This window comes from Streptomyces maremycinicus (assembly GCF_001184025.1).
In the GTDB taxonomy this organism is placed as follows: Bacteria; Actinomycetota; Actinomycetes; order Streptomycetales; family Streptomycetaceae; genus Streptomyces; species Streptomyces maremycinicus.
In genome coordinates, this window is record NZ_BBYG01000014.1 from 292787 (window position 1) to 307971 (window position 15185).

The 15185-nt window shown below is 72.0% G+C and carries 13 protein-coding genes; 8 read left to right on the forward strand and 5 right to left on the reverse strand.

The window, feature by feature from the left end:
* Positions 1-30 precede the first annotated feature (30 nt).
* Positions 31-2436: a M4 family metallopeptidase gene (locus AOQ37_RS19555; protein WP_062645850.1), complete on the reverse strand. Its 2406-nt coding sequence runs from the start codon at positions 2434-2436 to the stop codon at positions 31-33.
* A 370-nt stretch (positions 2437-2806) separates the two neighbouring features.
* Here AOQ37_RS19555 and AOQ37_RS19560 point away from each other — a divergent pair, with 370 nt between their 5' ends.
* The 5 genes from AOQ37_RS19560 (at position 2807) to AOQ37_RS19580 (ending at position 7746) form a co-directional block, all read left to right on the forward strand.
* Positions 2807-3661 carry a class I SAM-dependent methyltransferase gene (locus AOQ37_RS19560; RefSeq protein WP_062645851.1) on the forward strand — a complete coding sequence of 285 codons (855 nt, stop codon included), beginning with the start codon at positions 2807-2809 and terminating at the stop codon, positions 3659-3661.
* Positions 3662-3879: 218 nt separating this feature from the next.
* The gene (locus tag AOQ37_RS19565; protein WP_062645852.1) at positions 3880-4284 is read left to right on the forward strand and encodes a putative type II toxin-antitoxin system PemK/MazF family toxin; all 405 of its coding nucleotides are present in this window, start codon (positions 3880-3882) and stop codon (positions 4282-4284) included.
* A gap of 364 nt (positions 4285-4648) precedes the next feature.
* Positions 4649-5878 carry an NAD(P)/FAD-dependent oxidoreductase gene (locus AOQ37_RS19570; RefSeq protein WP_062645853.1) on the forward strand — a complete coding sequence of 410 codons (1230 nt, stop codon included), beginning with the start codon at positions 4649-4651 and terminating at the stop codon, positions 5876-5878.
* A gap of 17 nt (positions 5879-5895) precedes the next feature.
* Complete coding sequence (locus AOQ37_RS19575) at positions 5896-6792, forward strand: RNA polymerase sigma-70 factor (protein WP_062645854.1); 897 nt, start codon at positions 5896-5898, stop codon at positions 6790-6792.
* Between the two features lie 126 nt (positions 6793-6918).
* Positions 6919-7746, forward strand: a complete 828-nt coding sequence (locus AOQ37_RS19580) for an MHYT domain-containing protein (RefSeq protein ID WP_062645855.1) — start codon at positions 6919-6921, stop codon at positions 7744-7746.
* On the opposite strand, the gene AOQ37_RS19585 is transcribed toward AOQ37_RS19580, so the two are convergent.
* From AOQ37_RS19585 to AOQ37_RS42145, 3 genes are read right to left on the reverse strand one after another with little or no spacing between them, the layout of a single operon-like run.
* Positions 7706-9106, reverse strand: coding sequence for an NtaA/DmoA family FMN-dependent monooxygenase (locus AOQ37_RS19585; RefSeq protein ID WP_062645856.1), 1401 nt, complete (start codon positions 9104-9106; stop codon positions 7706-7708). The two genes, AOQ37_RS19580 and AOQ37_RS19585, sit on opposite strands and share 41 nt — an antisense overlap.
* Entirely contained in the window at positions 9103-10212 is a 1110-nt protein-coding gene (locus AOQ37_RS19590; protein WP_062645857.1) for an LLM class flavin-dependent oxidoreductase, read from the reverse strand. The genes AOQ37_RS19585 and AOQ37_RS19590 overlap by 4 nt, the downstream gene beginning before the upstream one ends.
* A 55-nt stretch (positions 10213-10267) precedes the next feature.
* Positions 10268-10384, reverse strand: a complete 117-nt coding sequence (locus AOQ37_RS42145; RefSeq protein WP_374701517.1) for a putative leader peptide — start codon at positions 10382-10384, stop codon at positions 10268-10270.
* 138 nt (positions 10385-10522) lie between these two features.
* On the opposite strand from AOQ37_RS42145, the gene AOQ37_RS19595 reads away from it, so the two are divergent.
* Together AOQ37_RS19595 and AOQ37_RS19600 are read left to right on the forward strand one after the other, a co-directional pair.
* Entirely contained in the window at positions 10523-12028 is a 1506-nt protein-coding gene (locus AOQ37_RS19595; RefSeq protein ID WP_062645858.1) for a metallophosphoesterase family protein, read from the forward strand.
* Positions 12029-12102: 74 nt separating this feature from the next.
* Entirely contained in the window at positions 12103-13137 is a 1035-nt protein-coding gene (locus AOQ37_RS19600) for an LLM class flavin-dependent oxidoreductase (RefSeq protein ID WP_062646070.1), read from the forward strand.
* A 6-nt stretch (positions 13138-13143) separates the two neighbouring features.
* On the opposite strand, the gene AOQ37_RS19605 is transcribed toward AOQ37_RS19600, so the two are convergent.
* Positions 13144-14139: a TauD/TfdA dioxygenase family protein gene (locus tag AOQ37_RS19605; protein WP_062645859.1), complete on the reverse strand. Its 996-nt coding sequence runs from the start codon at positions 14137-14139 to the stop codon at positions 13144-13146.
* Between the two features lie 203 nt (positions 14140-14342).
* Here AOQ37_RS19605 and AOQ37_RS19610 point away from each other — a divergent pair, with 203 nt between their 5' ends.
* Positions 14343-15173 (forward strand): aldo/keto reductase, encoded by an 831-nt coding sequence (locus tag AOQ37_RS19610; protein WP_062645860.1) that lies wholly within the window; start codon positions 14343-14345, stop codon positions 15171-15173.
* The last annotated feature ends 12 nt before the right edge of the window (positions 15174-15185 follow it).

Here is a 15185-nt window from a genome sequence, read left to right on the forward strand (position 1 = left end):
GATCCGCAGGTGGTGATCAGACCGTCGTGATCAGCCGGTCGTGACGGCGGTGTCGTCCACGACGAAGCTGGTCTGGAGCGAGGAGTCCTCGACGCCCGAGAACTTCAGCGCCACGGTGGAGCCCGCGAAGGAGCCGAGGCTGAAGGACTTCTGGACGTACCCGGTGGCCTTGTTGAGGTTGGAGTAGGTGGCCAGGGTGGTGGATCCGGCGGTGACCGTCAGCTTGTCGTACGCGGTGCTGGTGCTGGTCTCGGCCGAGTCGACGTGCAGGTAGAACGTGAACGTGGTTTTGGTGCAGCCGCTCGGGATCGTCACCGACTGGGTCAGCGTGTCGGTGTGGGTCGATCCGTAGCCGTCGAGCCAGGCCTTGTAGGAGCCGGTGCGGGCCGCCTGGCTGCTGGAGTTGGTGATCACTCCGCTGCTCGCCGTCCAGGTGGTGTTGCCCGACTCGAAGCCCGCGTTGCCCAGCAGTTGCGTGGAGGTGCAGGACCCGCCGCCGCCTGAGGTGCTGACCGTCCAGGTGAAGGCCGCCGTACCGGTCGCGCCGGTGCTGTCGGTGACCGTGACGGTGGTGCTGGAGGAGCCGGCCGTGGTCGGCGTGCCGGAGATCAGACCCGTCGAGCTGTTGATCGACAGGCCGGCCGGCAGACCGGTCGCGGCGTAGGTCAGGGAGCCGCTGTTGCTGCTGCTGGCGGAGATCTGGAGGCTCACCGCGGTGCCGACGGTGGCGGACTGGCTGCCCGGGTTGGTCACCGTGACGCCCGTCGTCGGGACCGTGATGTGGCTGCCGACGTTGATGCCGGCGAAGGCGTTGCCGACGCCGGCGTACTGGGTGGAGCCGGAGCCGTACAGCGCCGTGGCCGCGTTGAGGGCGGCGGTGCGGGCGCCGGCGTAGTTGGTGCTGGACGTCATGTACGTCGTCAGCGCCTTGTACCAGATCTGGAGGGCGGCGGCCCGGCCGATGCCCGCGACGGCGACGCCGTCGGAGGTCGGGCTGTTGTAGGTGACGCCGTTGATGGTCTTGCTGCCGCTGCCCTCGGAGAGCAGGTAGAACATGTGGTTCGCCGGGCCCGAGGAGTAGTGGACGTCCAGGTTGCCGACGCCGGAGTACCAACTGTCGGCGGAGCCGCCGTCCTTGTCGGGCTCGTCCATGTAGCGCAGCGGGGTGCCGTCGCCGTTGATGTCGATCTTCTCGCCGATGAGGTAGTCGCCGACGTCGGACGAGTTGTTCGCGTAGAACTCCACACCGGTGCCGAAGATGTCGGAGGTGGCCTCGTTCAGACCGCCCGACTCACCCGTGTAGTTGAGGTTCGCGGTGTTGGAGGTGACGCCGTGGCTCATCTCGTGGCCCGCGACGTCCAGCGAGGTCAGCGCGTGGGTGCTGCTGGTGCCGTCGCCGTAGGTCATGCAGAAGCAGTCGTCGTCCCAGAAGGCGTTGACGTACGCCGTGCTGTAGTGGACGCGGGAGTAGGCGGCGACACCGTCGTTCTTGATGCCGCTGCGGCCGAAGGTGTTCTTGTAGAAGTCCCACGTCACCTGGGCGCCGTAGTGGGCGTCGACGCCGGCGGTCTGGGTGTTGGAGCCGGAGCCCGTCCCCCACGTGTCGTCGGCGTCCGTCATCAGGGTGCCGGTGCCGGACGTCGCGTTGTTGAGGCTGTAGGTCTTGTGCGTGCCGCGCGTGGTGTCGTTCAGTTGGTACGTCGAGCCGGACAGCGTGGTGCCGATGGTGACGGTGCCGCTGTACTGGCTGTTGCCGGTGCCGGTCTGGACGCCCTCGAACCGGGAGAGTTCCGCGCCCGTGGCGGCGTCGGTGACGACGTGCAGCTTGCTCGGCGTGCCGTCGTCCTGGAGGCCGCTCACCACGGTCTCCCAGGCGAGCTTGGGCGTGCCCTCGCCCGCCCAGATCACCTTGCGCGCGCTCTGGGCGGCGGGGTTCCGGGCGTCGAGCGCCTTGGCGGCCGTCAGGGCCTTGGACTCGGCGGCCGCCTTGCCGTACGTGGCGGTCGTGGACCTGACCGAGACGGTGCGGCGGTTGTTGTTGAAGGTGGTGCTCACCGTGCCCGCGGCCAGTGAGGCCGGGGGCGTGTGCACGACGAGGTCGCCGCCGAGGACGGGCAGACCGGCGAAGGTGCGCTCGTAACGCGTGTGCAGGGTGCCGTCGTTGTCCTTCACGACGTCCTTGACGAGCAGCTTCTCCTGGGCGCCGAGACCGAGCGACTCGGCCGTGTCCGTCGTCCTCGCCTCGGCGCTCCTGATCAGGGTGGTGCGCTGGGCGGGCGTGAGGTCGGCGGGCAGGCCACCGGTGCGCACGGGGCTGGGGTGGGGGGCTGCGGGCAGCGCGGTGGCCGGGACCGTCTGGACACCGAGGGCCACGAGTGCGGCGGTGGAGAGCAGGGCCGCTCCGACCGTGGTCCGCTTGCGGGGGTTGGGTCTCACTCGTACTCCTACTGCGGCGGCCGCGGGGTACGGCCGGTGACAGACCGGGCAGACGGGTGTGCTGTCCGGGACGAGCTGACTTGTGCGGGACCGTGAACAAGGGAAGTCGACTTGCCGCTGGAGTGCGGCAGTTGGGTGGGAGAATGTCAGGCTTGACAGTGGCATGTCAGCCAAGTCCGGGCGCTTCGAGGGTTATCCCTCGGTGCCGCGCGGGTGCGGCGCCACCACCCCCCGGCCTCACTGTGAGGGACCTGTGCGTTCACTGTCCGGCGGCCCGAGGGGGAGGTCGGAACGGCGGGTACGCCGCCGGGGCCGTGGGATCATCGGCAACCGGACAAAGGGGTATCTCTGCGGAGGCGGTGGGCGGACGGTGGTGGCCGGATGGGAATGGGACGAGACGTTGTTCGCGGGTACCGCCGCCCACTACCGGCGCGGCCGGCTCCCCTATGCCCCCGGGCTGGCGGACGCGCTGGCCGGGATCCTGGGGCTCGACGGGCACGGGCGCCTCGTCGACGTCGGCTGCGGGCCGGGGATCCTCGCCCTGGCTCTGGCCCCGCTGTTCCGTGAGGTCGTCGGCGTGGACCCGGACGCCGAGATGATCGCCGAGGCGCGGCGCGAGGCCGGTGCGCGAGGAGTGACCGGCAAGGCGCGGTGGGTGCGGATCCGGGCCGAGGAACTGCCCGCGGGTCTGGGGCGGTTCACCGTCGCCACCTTCGGCCAGTCCTTCCACTGGATGGACCGCGAGCGGGTGGCGGCGATCACCTGGGACATGCTCGAGACCGGCGGGGCCCTGGTGCACATCTCCGACCTGAAGACCGGGACGCTCACCGCCGAGGGCCTGCCCCTTCCGGCCGTGCCCGGGGCGGCGATCGAGGAACTGGTCAAACGCTGGCTCGGGCCGGTCCGGCGGGCGGGCCGCGGCGTGCTGCCGCGGGGCACGCCCGACGGTGAGGCCGCGGTACTCGCCCGGGCCGGATTCTCCGGTCCGCGACGCCATGTCGTGCCCGGCGGCCAAGTCATCGAGCGCACGGTCGACGACGTCGTCGCGGGGGTGTTCTCGATGTCGTTCTCGGCCCCCCGTCTGTTCGGCACGCGCCGCGCCGACTTCGAGGCGGACCTGCGCCGGCTGCTGCGGGACGCCTCCGCGTCGGGCCGCTTCTCCGCACGCCTGCCGAGCACCGAGGTCTTCGTCTGGGGGAAGGACACCCGGTACGACGGCCCGTAGATCGTGAGCTTCAAGCTGGAGCGGCTTGCCGCCGGTGGCGGCCGGGCCGGGACCGGGCCTGGTGGCGGCGCTGCCGGACGGACCGGCCAGGCCGGTGGACAGGATCAAAGACGCGTTGGACGACGAGCGTGATGAACAGTCGTCGGATCTCGCGACAAGTGAGCGGTATCAGCTAGGGTCGCGCGGCGTCTGTCTGCCTTCCTGTGTCCGGAGGTCCTGTGCAACGTGGCGAAGTCTGGTGGGTCCGGTTCGACGAGCGGAGGTTGGTCGTACTGCTGTCGGGAGACGACGCGTCCGGGATCCGGGTGATGCAGGTCGTCGCTCCGGCGGGCGTCGACATGAGCGGTCTGGGCATCGAAGTGACGGTCGGCGCCGCCGACGGGCTGCCGTTCGAAGGCGTGCTGCGGCTCGCGTTCCCGCGTCCGGGCTTCACCCCGTGCACGTGGCTGACCACTGTGTCACGGGACGACCTGATGGAGCGGGCGGGCGTCCTGTCCTCGGCCAAGCTCGGCGAGATCGACGACGCCCTCCGACTCGCCGGACAAGCGCGGGAGGGGACCCCGGCGACGACCGCGAAGCTCAGCGCGATGAGGGACGCGCTCCGTCTCGGTGAACTCGGGTAGAGGGAGAAGGAGCCGACGGCGTGGGCGGTCCCGGCCGGATGGTCGACGCTGTCCTGCTGTCGCCTCGGCGCCCCTCACCATCGAGATCACGATCTACGGCTGGAGCAGTCGCCACCGTGACCGGGCTCAGGACCCGACGGATCGGCGCGCCGTCACCGGCGGGACGGGCGTCCGGACGGCCTCGCCGTGTTGACGACGGACGTACAGGTGGCATCGGCGGCCTTGTCGTCGTGGACGAAGCCGACCAAGTGCGGTGACAGCGGCCCCCCTTCGAGGTGATCCGGCTCACACCCTGTCACAGGGACGGAAGACGCGGTGTCTTGAGGCCGGACCACCGAACAGGGATGAGCCTGGAGGAGACACCATGACCGGGAACTCCGAAGTCGTCGTGATCGGCGGCGGCTACGCCGGCGTGATGGCGGCCAACCGCCTGACCCAGCGCGACGACGTGACCGTGACGCTGATCAACCCCCGCCGGACCTTCGTCCACCGCGTCCGCCTGCACCAACTGGTCGGCGGCTCCGACGACGCCGTCGTCGACTACCGGAAGGTGCTGGCCGACGGTGTCCGGCTGACGGTCGACTCCGTGACCAGGATCGACGCCGCCGGACGGCAGGTGACGCTCGCGTCGGGCGGCACGCTCGGCTACGACTACCTGATCTACGCCGTGGGCAGCGGCAGTGCCGGCCGGAACGTCCCCGGCGTGGCCGATCACGCCTACCCCGTCGCCACCCTGGAGGAGGCCGAGCGGCTGCGGCAGGTCCTGGCCGCCGCGCCCGTGTCGGCACCGGTGACGGTGGTCGGCGCCGGTCCGGCCGGCATCGAGACCGCCGCCGAGCTGGCGGAGACGGGCCGCACCGTCACCCTGGTCTGCGGCGGCGTGCTCAACCCGTATCTGCACCCGCGGGGACGCCGTGCGGTCGCCGGGCGGCTGGCGGCGCTCGGGGTGACCGTGCTCGACGGCCCCGACACCCTGGTGACCGAGGTGACCCGCGACACCGTACGGCTCGCCGACGGCCGTGAGCTGCCGAGCGAGGTGACCGTCTGGACCGCCGGGTTCGGTGTGCCGGACCTGGCCGCGCGCAGCGGGCTGAGCACCGACGCCCTGGGCCGCCTGCGCACCGACGAGACCCTGACCAGCGTGGACGACCCGCGCATCGTCGCGGCCGGGGACTCCGCGGCACCGTCGGACCTACCGCTGCGGATGAGCTGCCAGGCCGCGATGCCCCTGGGCGCACGCGCCGCCGACACGGTGCTCAGCCGGATCGCCGGCGAGCGGCCCGCGCCCCTCAAGCAGGGTTTCGGCGCCCAGTGCATCAGCCTGGGCCGACGCGCCGGCATCTTCCAGTTCGCCGACACGTCCGACGTCGCGGTGGGGCTCCACATCCCCGGCCGCCCCGGCGCGAAGGTCAAGGAACTCGTGTGCCGGGGCATCATCAGGCACCTCGCGGAAGAAGCCCACACGCCCGGTGGCTACAAGCTGCACCGCGCCCCGGGAACCGCCAGGAGCCGGCAACTGCGGCGCGCCGAGCGGAACCAGGCGCCGACCGTCAAGGCACATCTGAACGCGCGCGGCGAACAGGGCCGACCGTGAGGGAGACGGTTGCGGACATGCGCGAGGACGCCGCCGATCCGGCGACGGACACGTTCGTCGCCCACCGCAACCTCCTCTTCACGGTCGCCTACGAGATGCTCGGCTCGGCGGCGGACGCCGAGGACGTCCTCCAGGAGACCTGGCTGCGCTGGGTCGACGTCGACCTCGACCGGGTCCGCGACCGGCGCGCCTACCTCGTGCGGATCACGACCCGCCAGGCCCTCAACCGGCTGCGCACCCTCACGCGCCGCAAGGAGGCCTACATCGGCCCCTGGCTGCCGGAGCCGCTGCTCACCGCCTCGGACGTGGCCCAGGACGTCGAACTCGCCGAGAGCGTGTCGATGGCGCTGATGCTCGTCCTGGAGACCCTGTCACCCACCGAACGCGCCGTCTTCGTCCTGCGCGAGGCCTTCGACGTCGGCTACGACGAGATCGCGGCCGCCGTCGACAAGAGCCCCGCCGCCGTCCGCCAGATCGCCCACCGCGCCCGCAAGCACGTCGACGCCCGCCGCCCCCGGCGGGCGGTCTCCCCCGACGAGACCCGGGCGGCCGTGGAATCGTTCCGGCGCGCGTTCGAGACCGGGGACCTTCAGGGATTTCTCGACGTGCTCGCCCCCGAGGTCGTCTACGTGGGGGACGGCGGCGGCGTCAAACACGCCGCGCCGCGGCCGGTGATCGGCGCCGACAAGGTGGCCCGCCTCGTCATCGGCGGCACCGGAAGGACCGCGAGCACGTTCACTCTCGGTCCCACCGTGGTCAACGGCAATCCGGCGCTCGTCGTACACCTGGACGGCGTGTTCGACGGCGTCATGGCGATCCGCGTCGAGGACGCCCTCATCACCGGCCTCTACTACGTCCGCAATCCGGAGAAACTGACCCGCTTCGCAGCCGAGACCCCGCTCACCCTGCGGTGACCGCGGGGCAGCCGACGACCGCGGCGTACCCGCGGCCCCCGACTCTCAGGAAACGCTTGCTTTCACCACTGCCTTACCCGTAGACACGTTCTCCACGAACAGTCGTCACTCTGGGGGGAGTTGATGATGGAAGGCACGATAGACGGCTTCCGGTACGGGGTGGTGACCCCGGTGGCGGCTTTTGTGATGGCCTGTCTGGGAGGGGCTCTGGGGCTGCGCTGCATCGTGCGGACGCTGCTCGACGGCGGCTCGTGGAAACCGGGCTGGCTCGCGCTGGGCGCCGCCTCGATCGGCTGCGGTATCTGGACGATGCACTTCATCGCCATGATCGGGTTTCAGGTGGAGGAGACACGGATCGGCTACCACGTCGGTCTGACCGTGCTCAGCCTCGCGGTGGCGGTCGCGGTGGTCGGCGTGGGGGTGTTCATCGTGGGCTACCGGGGCGCCGGCCGGGGGGCGCTGTCGCTCGCCGGGGTCGTCACGGGCATCGGAGTGGCCGCCATGCACTATCTGGGCATGGCGGCCCTCCAGCTCAACGGCGACATCGAGTACGCCCCCAGCACGGTGGCCCTCTCGGTGCTGATCGCCGTGGTGGCCGCGACCGCCGCCCTGTGGGCGGCCGTCACGATCCGCGGGTTCCTGACGAGCCTGGGCGCCAGCCTGGTGATGGGCGTCGCCGTGTCCGGGATGCACTACACGGCGATGGCCGCGGTCAGCGTCCATGTGCACGGTTCGAGCTCGTCGTGGGCCGGGGACAGCCCCACCTCACTGCTGCTGCCGATGCTGATCGGACCGGTGGTCTTCCTCCTGCTGGCCGGGGTGGTGGTGATGTTCGATCCGCTGCTGGTGCTCGGCGACGGCGAGTGGAACCGGGGCGCCGGATCGGGGCGGACCGGCCCGGCGGAGGAGCCGGTCAACCCGCCCGCCGTCCGTCGGTCGTGGAGCGGCGGGTGAGCGGCTCCCGCAGGCCGAGATGCTCACGCAGCGTGCGGCCCGCGTACGCGGTGGGGTAGACACCGCGTTCCTGGAGTTCGGGGACGAGCAGGTCGACGATGTCGTCGAGCCCGTCCGGAATGAGGTACGGCGTGACGTTGAAGCCGTCGACGGCGCCGTGCCGCACCCAGTGGGCGAACCTGTCGGCGAGCCCGGCGGGGGTGCCGACGTGCCCGCGCTGCGGGCCGAGGGCGATGACGGCCTCGCGCAGCGACCAGCCGTTGGTCTCCGCCTTCTCGCGCCACTCGGCGACCACCGCGCGGGGGTCGGCGACGCGCCGGGCGCCGAAGGAGCCGTCGTTCTCGGCGACGACCGGGTCCTCCTTGGGCAGCGGGCCGTCGGCGTCCCGGTCCGAGAGGTCGATGCCCCACAGCAGACCGGCGACCCCCAACGCCGTTGCGGGGGTGACCTGTTGGAGGCGGATCCAACGCTTCTTCTCCAGCGCCTCCGCCTCCGTCGCACCGATGATGATCTCCGTGCCGGGGAGGATGCGCAGATCGTCCGCGGGTCGGCCGGCGGCGAGCAGCCGCCGCCGGAGGTCCTCGGCGAACGCCAGGGCGTCGTCGAAGTCGTTGCCGTGCGCGGAGAACACGACGTCGGCGTTGCGGGCGGCGAAGTCACGTCCCTCGCCGGAGTCCCCGGCCTGGAAGATCACGGGGTGACCCTGCGCGCTGCGCGGCAGCGTGGGCGCGAGGTCGACGTCGAACTGCGTTCCCCGGTGCCTGACCCGGCCCACGGCTTCCGGTGCCGCCCAGCCGGGGGCGTCCGCGGCGCCGGCGACGGCCCCGTCGGCCCAGCCGTCCCACAGGGCGCGGGCCACGGTGAGGAACTCCTCGGCGCGCCGGTAGCGGTCGGCGTGGTCGAGGTAGCCGCCGCGCCGGAAGTTGGCCCCGGTCCAGGCGTTGTCGGTGGTGACCACGTTCCACCCGGCGCGGCCCTCGGAGAGCAGGTCGAGGCCGGAGAGCCGGCGGGCCAGGTCGGCGGGTTCGTTGAAGGTGGTGTTGGAGGTGCTCACCAGGCCGATCCGCTCGGTGACGGCGGCCAGCGCGGCGAGTTGGGTGATGGCGTCGGGCCGTCCGGCGACATCGAGTTCGTGGATCAGGCCGTCGACCTCGCGCAGCCGCAGCCCCTCCCCCAGGAAGAACGCGTCGAACAGGCCGCGTTCGGCTGTCCGGGCGACCTTCCGGAAGCTCGCGGGGTCGATCTGGGAGCCGCTGGCCGGGTCGGACCAGATGGTCCAGTGGTTGACGCCCTGGAAGAAGACGCCGAAGTGCAGGCGGGCGTCGGGCCGCGGGACGTCGAGGGGGTCGGTGCGGGTCATCGGGTCTCCTGAAGGGCCTCGAGGTCCGGGCCGGCGGCGTAGCGGTTGGCGGGGCGGTCCAGGCCCAGGTGGGTGCGCAGGGACGCGCCCGGCAGGGGGCGTACGGCGATGCGCCGCTCGAAGAGGTGGGGCAGGACGAGCCGGGACAGCTCCGGCAGATCCTCGTCCAGTACGAGCGGGTGCAGGCGCACGCCGTCCACGACGCCCCGCAACCGCCCGAGCAGGACGGCGAGTCCGGAGGCCGAGCCGATGTGGCGCAGCCGTCCCCGGTCGGCCCAGGGCGCGTGCTGTTCGAGGTCGGCGACACGTTCCTCGGCGGTGGCGTGGGCCGTGTCGAGGGCGATCTCGATCTCGGCGAAGACACGGGGTGCGCCGACGTCCGCGGCGGCCGCGGCGACCTCGGTGAGGTCGCGGCCCTCGACGAGGGCGACGTCGAGCTGCCGGGCGGGGACGCGGTCGGGCCGGCCGAGGACGACGAGCTGTCCCTGGGGCGGGCGCGGCACGATGGCCGGGCCCTTCACCGTGTAGGTGTCGCCGGTGAAGTCCACGTAATGCAGCCGGTCGCGGTCGAGGTAGCGGCTGGTGGCGACGGAGCGGACCACCGCGTCGTCCTCCCAGGAGTCCCACAGGGCGCGGACGACCTCGACTCCGTCGCGGGACTCCCGGGCACGGGCGGCCTCGCCGTCGACCTGCGGACGGCCCCAGACCCGGGCCGCCTCGGGACGTTCCTCCTCGCCCACCACCCAGCCGCCGCGGCCTACCGAGATGTGGTCGAGGGACGCCAACTGGCTGGAGACGTGGAAGGGTTCGGCGTAGGTGACCGGTACGACGGGTGCGATACCGATGACGCCGGTCGACGCGGCGACGAACGCGGCCCGCTCCACCGCCCCGATGCGGCCGACGATGTCGGGGGCGCCACCGGGCGGCAGCGCGCCGTCCTCCAGGGTGATCAGGGTGAACCCGGAGTTCTCCGCGGCGGCGGCGACGCGGGCCACCCGGCGCGGGGTGAGCAGATGGTCGGGCGAGTGGGCGGCGCGGCGCCAGGCCGCGGGGTGGGCGCCGTCACCGTCGAGTTCGACGGCGAGCCGCAGGGCGGGACCGGACAACGGGAGTTCCTTCCGGGGGCACGACGAGTCGGCCGGCCCGGCGGGCCGGCGGGGGTCAGCGACGTGCGGAAGGACAGACGGCGGAGGCGGTACGGCAGTAGTCGACGTGACGTCGGGTGATCAGGGGCGTGCCCGTGCCGACACCGTGCGGTGTCGTGCCGGGTGCGCGCATCGGGGCCTCCGCCCTGGGTGACAGATCGCTTCAACCTACGTGGTCGGCCCCGGAAGATGTCAAGGGCATTAGATGCCGGTGCATGAACCCGTGCGGGTGGACTCCTGCCGCACTGTGGATCATTGCTACGGTGCACCGGTGTCTGACTCCTCACGCGATACCGCCGAAGGCGCCGGCTGGGTCGGCGCCGACCGAGGCGCGTACCGACAGCTCATGCCGGACCGGACCGAGAAGATCTCGTGGCTCGATCCCAGGATGCTGTGGGCCGCCCGCAACGGCGTGCTGGCGTCGTGGTTCGGGGACCCGACGGGCCGTACCCGCGGGCGCCTGGTGGCGCAGCGGGCGGCGGCCGGCGCGCCCGCCGACAAGGTGATCCGGCGCACGGACCCGGACAGCTTCTCCTTCATGGTCATCGGTGACACGGGTGAGGGCGACGATCCCCAGTACGCCGTCGTGCCGGGCTTCCTGAGGGCGAGTCAGGGCACGTCCTTCGCCGTGCTCGCCAGTGACGTCATCTATCCGGTCGGCAGCGCCGACGACTACGGCACCAAGTTCTTCCGCCCCTACCGGGACTACCCGGCGCCGATCTACGCGATACCGGGGAACCACGACTGGTACGAGGACCTGGGCGCGTTCATGCGGGTCTTCTGCGGCGAGGCGCCACCCCTGCCCGCCGAGCCCGCGCCACGCCCCCTCAGCCGCGCCCGGCTGCGTTCCCTGCTGTGGCACCGGCCGCGTCCGCAGGACGGGCAACGCCTCGCGGAAGCACGCGCGTTGAGGTCGGCGGCGGGTCAACAGGCGGTGCAGCCGGGTCCCTACTGGGCGATCGACGCCGGACCGGTGCGGATCATCGGTATCGACACCGGGCTGCTGGGCACGCTGGACGCCGAACAGGGCGCCTGGCTGCGGACGGTGTCCCAGGGTCCGCGCCCGAAGATCCTCATCACCGGCTCGCCCCTCTACGTCGACGGCGAGCACCACCCGTGCCCCATCGAAGGGGGCGGCACCGTGGACGACATCGTCAGCGCCCCCGAGCACCACTACGTGGCGGCGATCGGCGGTGACATCCACAACTACCAGCGCTACCCGGTGCGTCTGGCGGACGGGCGGACCCTCCAGTACGTGGTCTCGGGCGGCGGGGGCGCCTTCATGCACGCCACGCACACCATCCCCCGGGTGTCGGTGGCCGGCGTCACCGAGCGGGACTTCCGCTGCTATCCGCTGCGCGGTGACTCCCTCGCCTTCTACAGCCGGCTCTACGGGCGCCGCCTGCGGCTGCGCCGCTTCTTCGCCCTCACCGAGGCCGAGGCCCAGGCGGTGGTCGCCGAACGGCTGGGCATCCCGCCGACCCGCTCCCCGGGCCCGGAGGTGAGGGTGACGCGGCGGATCCGCCTGCTGGCCGGTCTGCTGGGCACGGGGAGCCGGCCCGAGCACCGCAAGCGGTTCCGGCTCCCGGTGCGCAAGATCTACACCCAGCTCTTCTCGCCGAGCTCGGTGACGTACAGCCCGCCGTTCTTCAAGTGCTTCCTGCGGCTGGACGTCACCCCGGAGTCGGTCCGGCTGCGCTGCTTCGCGGCCACCGGGAACCGCGCCCAGGAGCTGAACCCGCCGGTCGAGGACGAGGTCACGATCCCGCTGGTCTGACGCCGCGCCTGCGACAATCCACGGAGAACACCTGTACGGCCGTACCGTGCCGTCGAACCATGGAGGAGCCCCCCGTGCCTTCGACCTCACGCCCCCTGCGCAAGCTGGGTTTCCTCACCATCGGGCTGTTCGACGCGGACGATCCGGGCCGGGGCCACGAGACCACGCTGGAGATCATCGAGCTGGGTGAGCGGCTCGGCTTCGACAGCGCCTGGGTGCGCCACCGGCACCTCCAGTACGGCATCTCCTCCCCCGTCGCCGTCCTGGCGGCCGCCTCGCAGCGCACCCGCCGCATCGAGCTCGGCACCGCGGTGATCCCGCTGGGCTGGGAGAACCCGCTGCGCCTCGCGGAGGACCTGGCCACCGTCGACATCCTCGCCGGCGGCCGGCTCAACCCGGGGGTGAGCGTCGGCCCGCCGATGCACTACGAGCAGGTCAAGGAGGCGCTGTACCCCGATACGTCCGAGGCGGAGGACTTCGGGTACGAGCGGGTGCGGCGGCTGCTGGACCTGGTGCGCGGCAAGCCCGCCACCGACTTCAGCGGGGTCGAGGGCTTCGAGGTGTTCTCGGACCGGGTGCAGCCGCATTCCCCCGGTCTGGGCCGCCGTCTGTGGTACGGCGGGGGCAGCCCGGGTTCGGCCCGGTGGGCCGGGGAACACGGCATGAACTTCCTCACCAGCAGCGTCGTCAAGGCCGAAGGCCCGGACGACACCAGGGACTTCGCCGAGATCCAGCTTTCACACGTCCAGGCCTTCCGGGCCGCCCATCCCGACGGCGAGGCGGCCCGTGTGTCGCAGGGGCTCGTGGTCATCCCCACCGACTCCGCCTCCCCCGAACAACGCGCGAGATACGAGGAGTTCGCGGCGAAGCGGCTCCCCCGTACGGCCTCGCCGCAGGGCCCGGCCCGGCTGCTGTTCGCCCCCGACCTGGTGGGCACCTCCGACGAGATCGCCGAACGCCTGCACGCCCATGCCGCGTTCCGCGAGATCGACGAGGTCGCCTTCGCCCTGCCGTTCACCTTCGGGCACGAGGACTACGTGCAGATCCTCACCGACATGGCGACGAAGCTGGGTCCGGCGCTGGGATGGCGGCCCGGCGCCGGAGCGTGAGGACCCTCACCAGCGGCCCGGCTCGGTTCCCGTCACCGGCGCGGACGGCCTGCCGTCCGCGCCGACGGGGATGTCGCCGGTGAGCATCACCCGGTGCATCGTGCGCGGGAAGCCCAGATGGGCGTTGTCGCTCGGCGCGAGGTGGATGGTGGCGCGGTTGTCCCAGAACGCCACGCTGCCCGGTTCCCAGCGGAAGCGGACCGTGTACTCGGGCCGGGTCGCCTCCTCGAGGAGCATGTCCAGGATCGCCCGGCTCTCGGCGCGGGACAGGTCGGTGATCTGCTCGACGTAGTAGCCGTTGACGTACAGCACGCGCTCCCCCGTCTCGGGGTGGACGCGTACCAGGGGGTGCACCGAGGCGACCTGGTGATCGAGGAGATGGCGGACGTACGCGTCGTCGCCGGGGCGGGGCTGGTAGCCGACGCCGAGCCGGTGCTCGGCGCGCAGCCCCGCCACGAACTCCCGCACCGGCGCGGAGAGTCCGGCGTACGCGGCGGCCAGGTTGGACCAGGTCGTGTCACCGCCGTAGGGCGGTACGGTCTCGGCGCGCAGGATGGTCGCGGCCGGCGGGTCGACGCGGGCGCCGTGGTCGCAGTGCCAGCCGCGCAGCAGGGTGTGCCGGCGGCGCCGGAGCCACTCCTCGTGCTCCATGCCGAACCTGCCGCCCAGTTCGAGGCGGTCCGCGGTGGTCTCGATCTCCGGGAAGTCCGCCGGGGAGGCGCTGCCGCGCCCGCGCAGGACGACGGGTTCGCCGAACCGCCGCGCGAACGCCACGTGTCCCGCGTGGTCGAGGCGCTGCCCGCGGAAGAACACCACCTTCCAGCGCAGCAGCGCCGCCCTGATCACGGCGACCCGGGCGTCGTCGAGCCCCGCGGCCAGGTCGACGCCCCCGATCTCGGCGCCGATGTGTCCGGCGACCGGCCTCACCTCCACGCCGACCGCCTGCGCGGCCTCCTCGGCCGTCGGGTCGTCGAAGGGGGTGGCCCGGCTGTCCGTCGTCATGCGTGCTCCGCTCGTCTTCACTCGTCGTCCGTCACTGTTCCGGGAAGATCGTGACAGTGAATCGTCGGCCTGGCGACAGGGCGTTCGGACACCCGTACGGGAGAGGCGCGCCCGCCCCGGGCGGCCTCCGGTTGATCGATCCCGGCCTCATCGGTGAGGCTGGTGGGACGGCACGCACGGCACAGTCGAGGAAAGGTCCCCTGGTGAGCAGCATCCCGGAGTACACGCTCAACGACGGTACGAAGCTCCCGGCCCTGGGTCTGGGCACCTGGCCGATGGACGACGCGGAGGCGGAGCGGTCGGTGGCCGAGGCGCTCCGTCTGGGTTACCGGCTCGTCGACACGGCGACGAACTATCGCAACGAGACCGGGGTCGGGCGGGGCGTGGCCCGGGGCGGGGTGCCGCGCGAGGAGATCGTGGTGGCCACCAAGCTGCCCGGCCGCCACCACGGCTACGAGGAGACCCTCGCCTCCTTCGAGGAGTCCCGGGAGCGGCTCGGGCTCGAGTACGTGGACCTGTACCTGATCCACTGGCCGCTTCCCCGGGTCGACCGGTTCGTCGATTCCTGGCGGGCGATGATCAAGCTCCGGGAGGAGGGCCTGGTCCGTTCCATCGGTGTCTCCAACTTCACCGCCGGGCACATCGAGCGGCTGGAGAAGGAGACCGGGGTGCTGCCGTCCGTCAACCAGATCGAGCTGCATCCGCTCTTCCCGCAGGACGAGTTGCGGGCCTTCCACGAGGCCCGGGGAATCCGCACGGAGAGCTGGAGCCCGCTGGGCCGCGGTTCGGCGCTCCTGGAGGACCCGGCCGTCGTGGCGGTCGCCGAGTCGCTGGGCGTGACGCCGGGCCAGGTCGTGCTGCGCTGGCACCTCCAGCTCGGCGCGGTCCCCATCCCCAAGTCGTCCAGTCCCGAGCGGCAGCGGGCCAACCTCGACGTCTTCGGCTTCGAGCTCGGCCCGGAGCAAGTGGCGGCGATCACGCGGCGTCCGCACCGGCGACTGGGCGGCGACCCCGAGGTGCACGAGGAGTTCTGAGGCCCGGCGCGC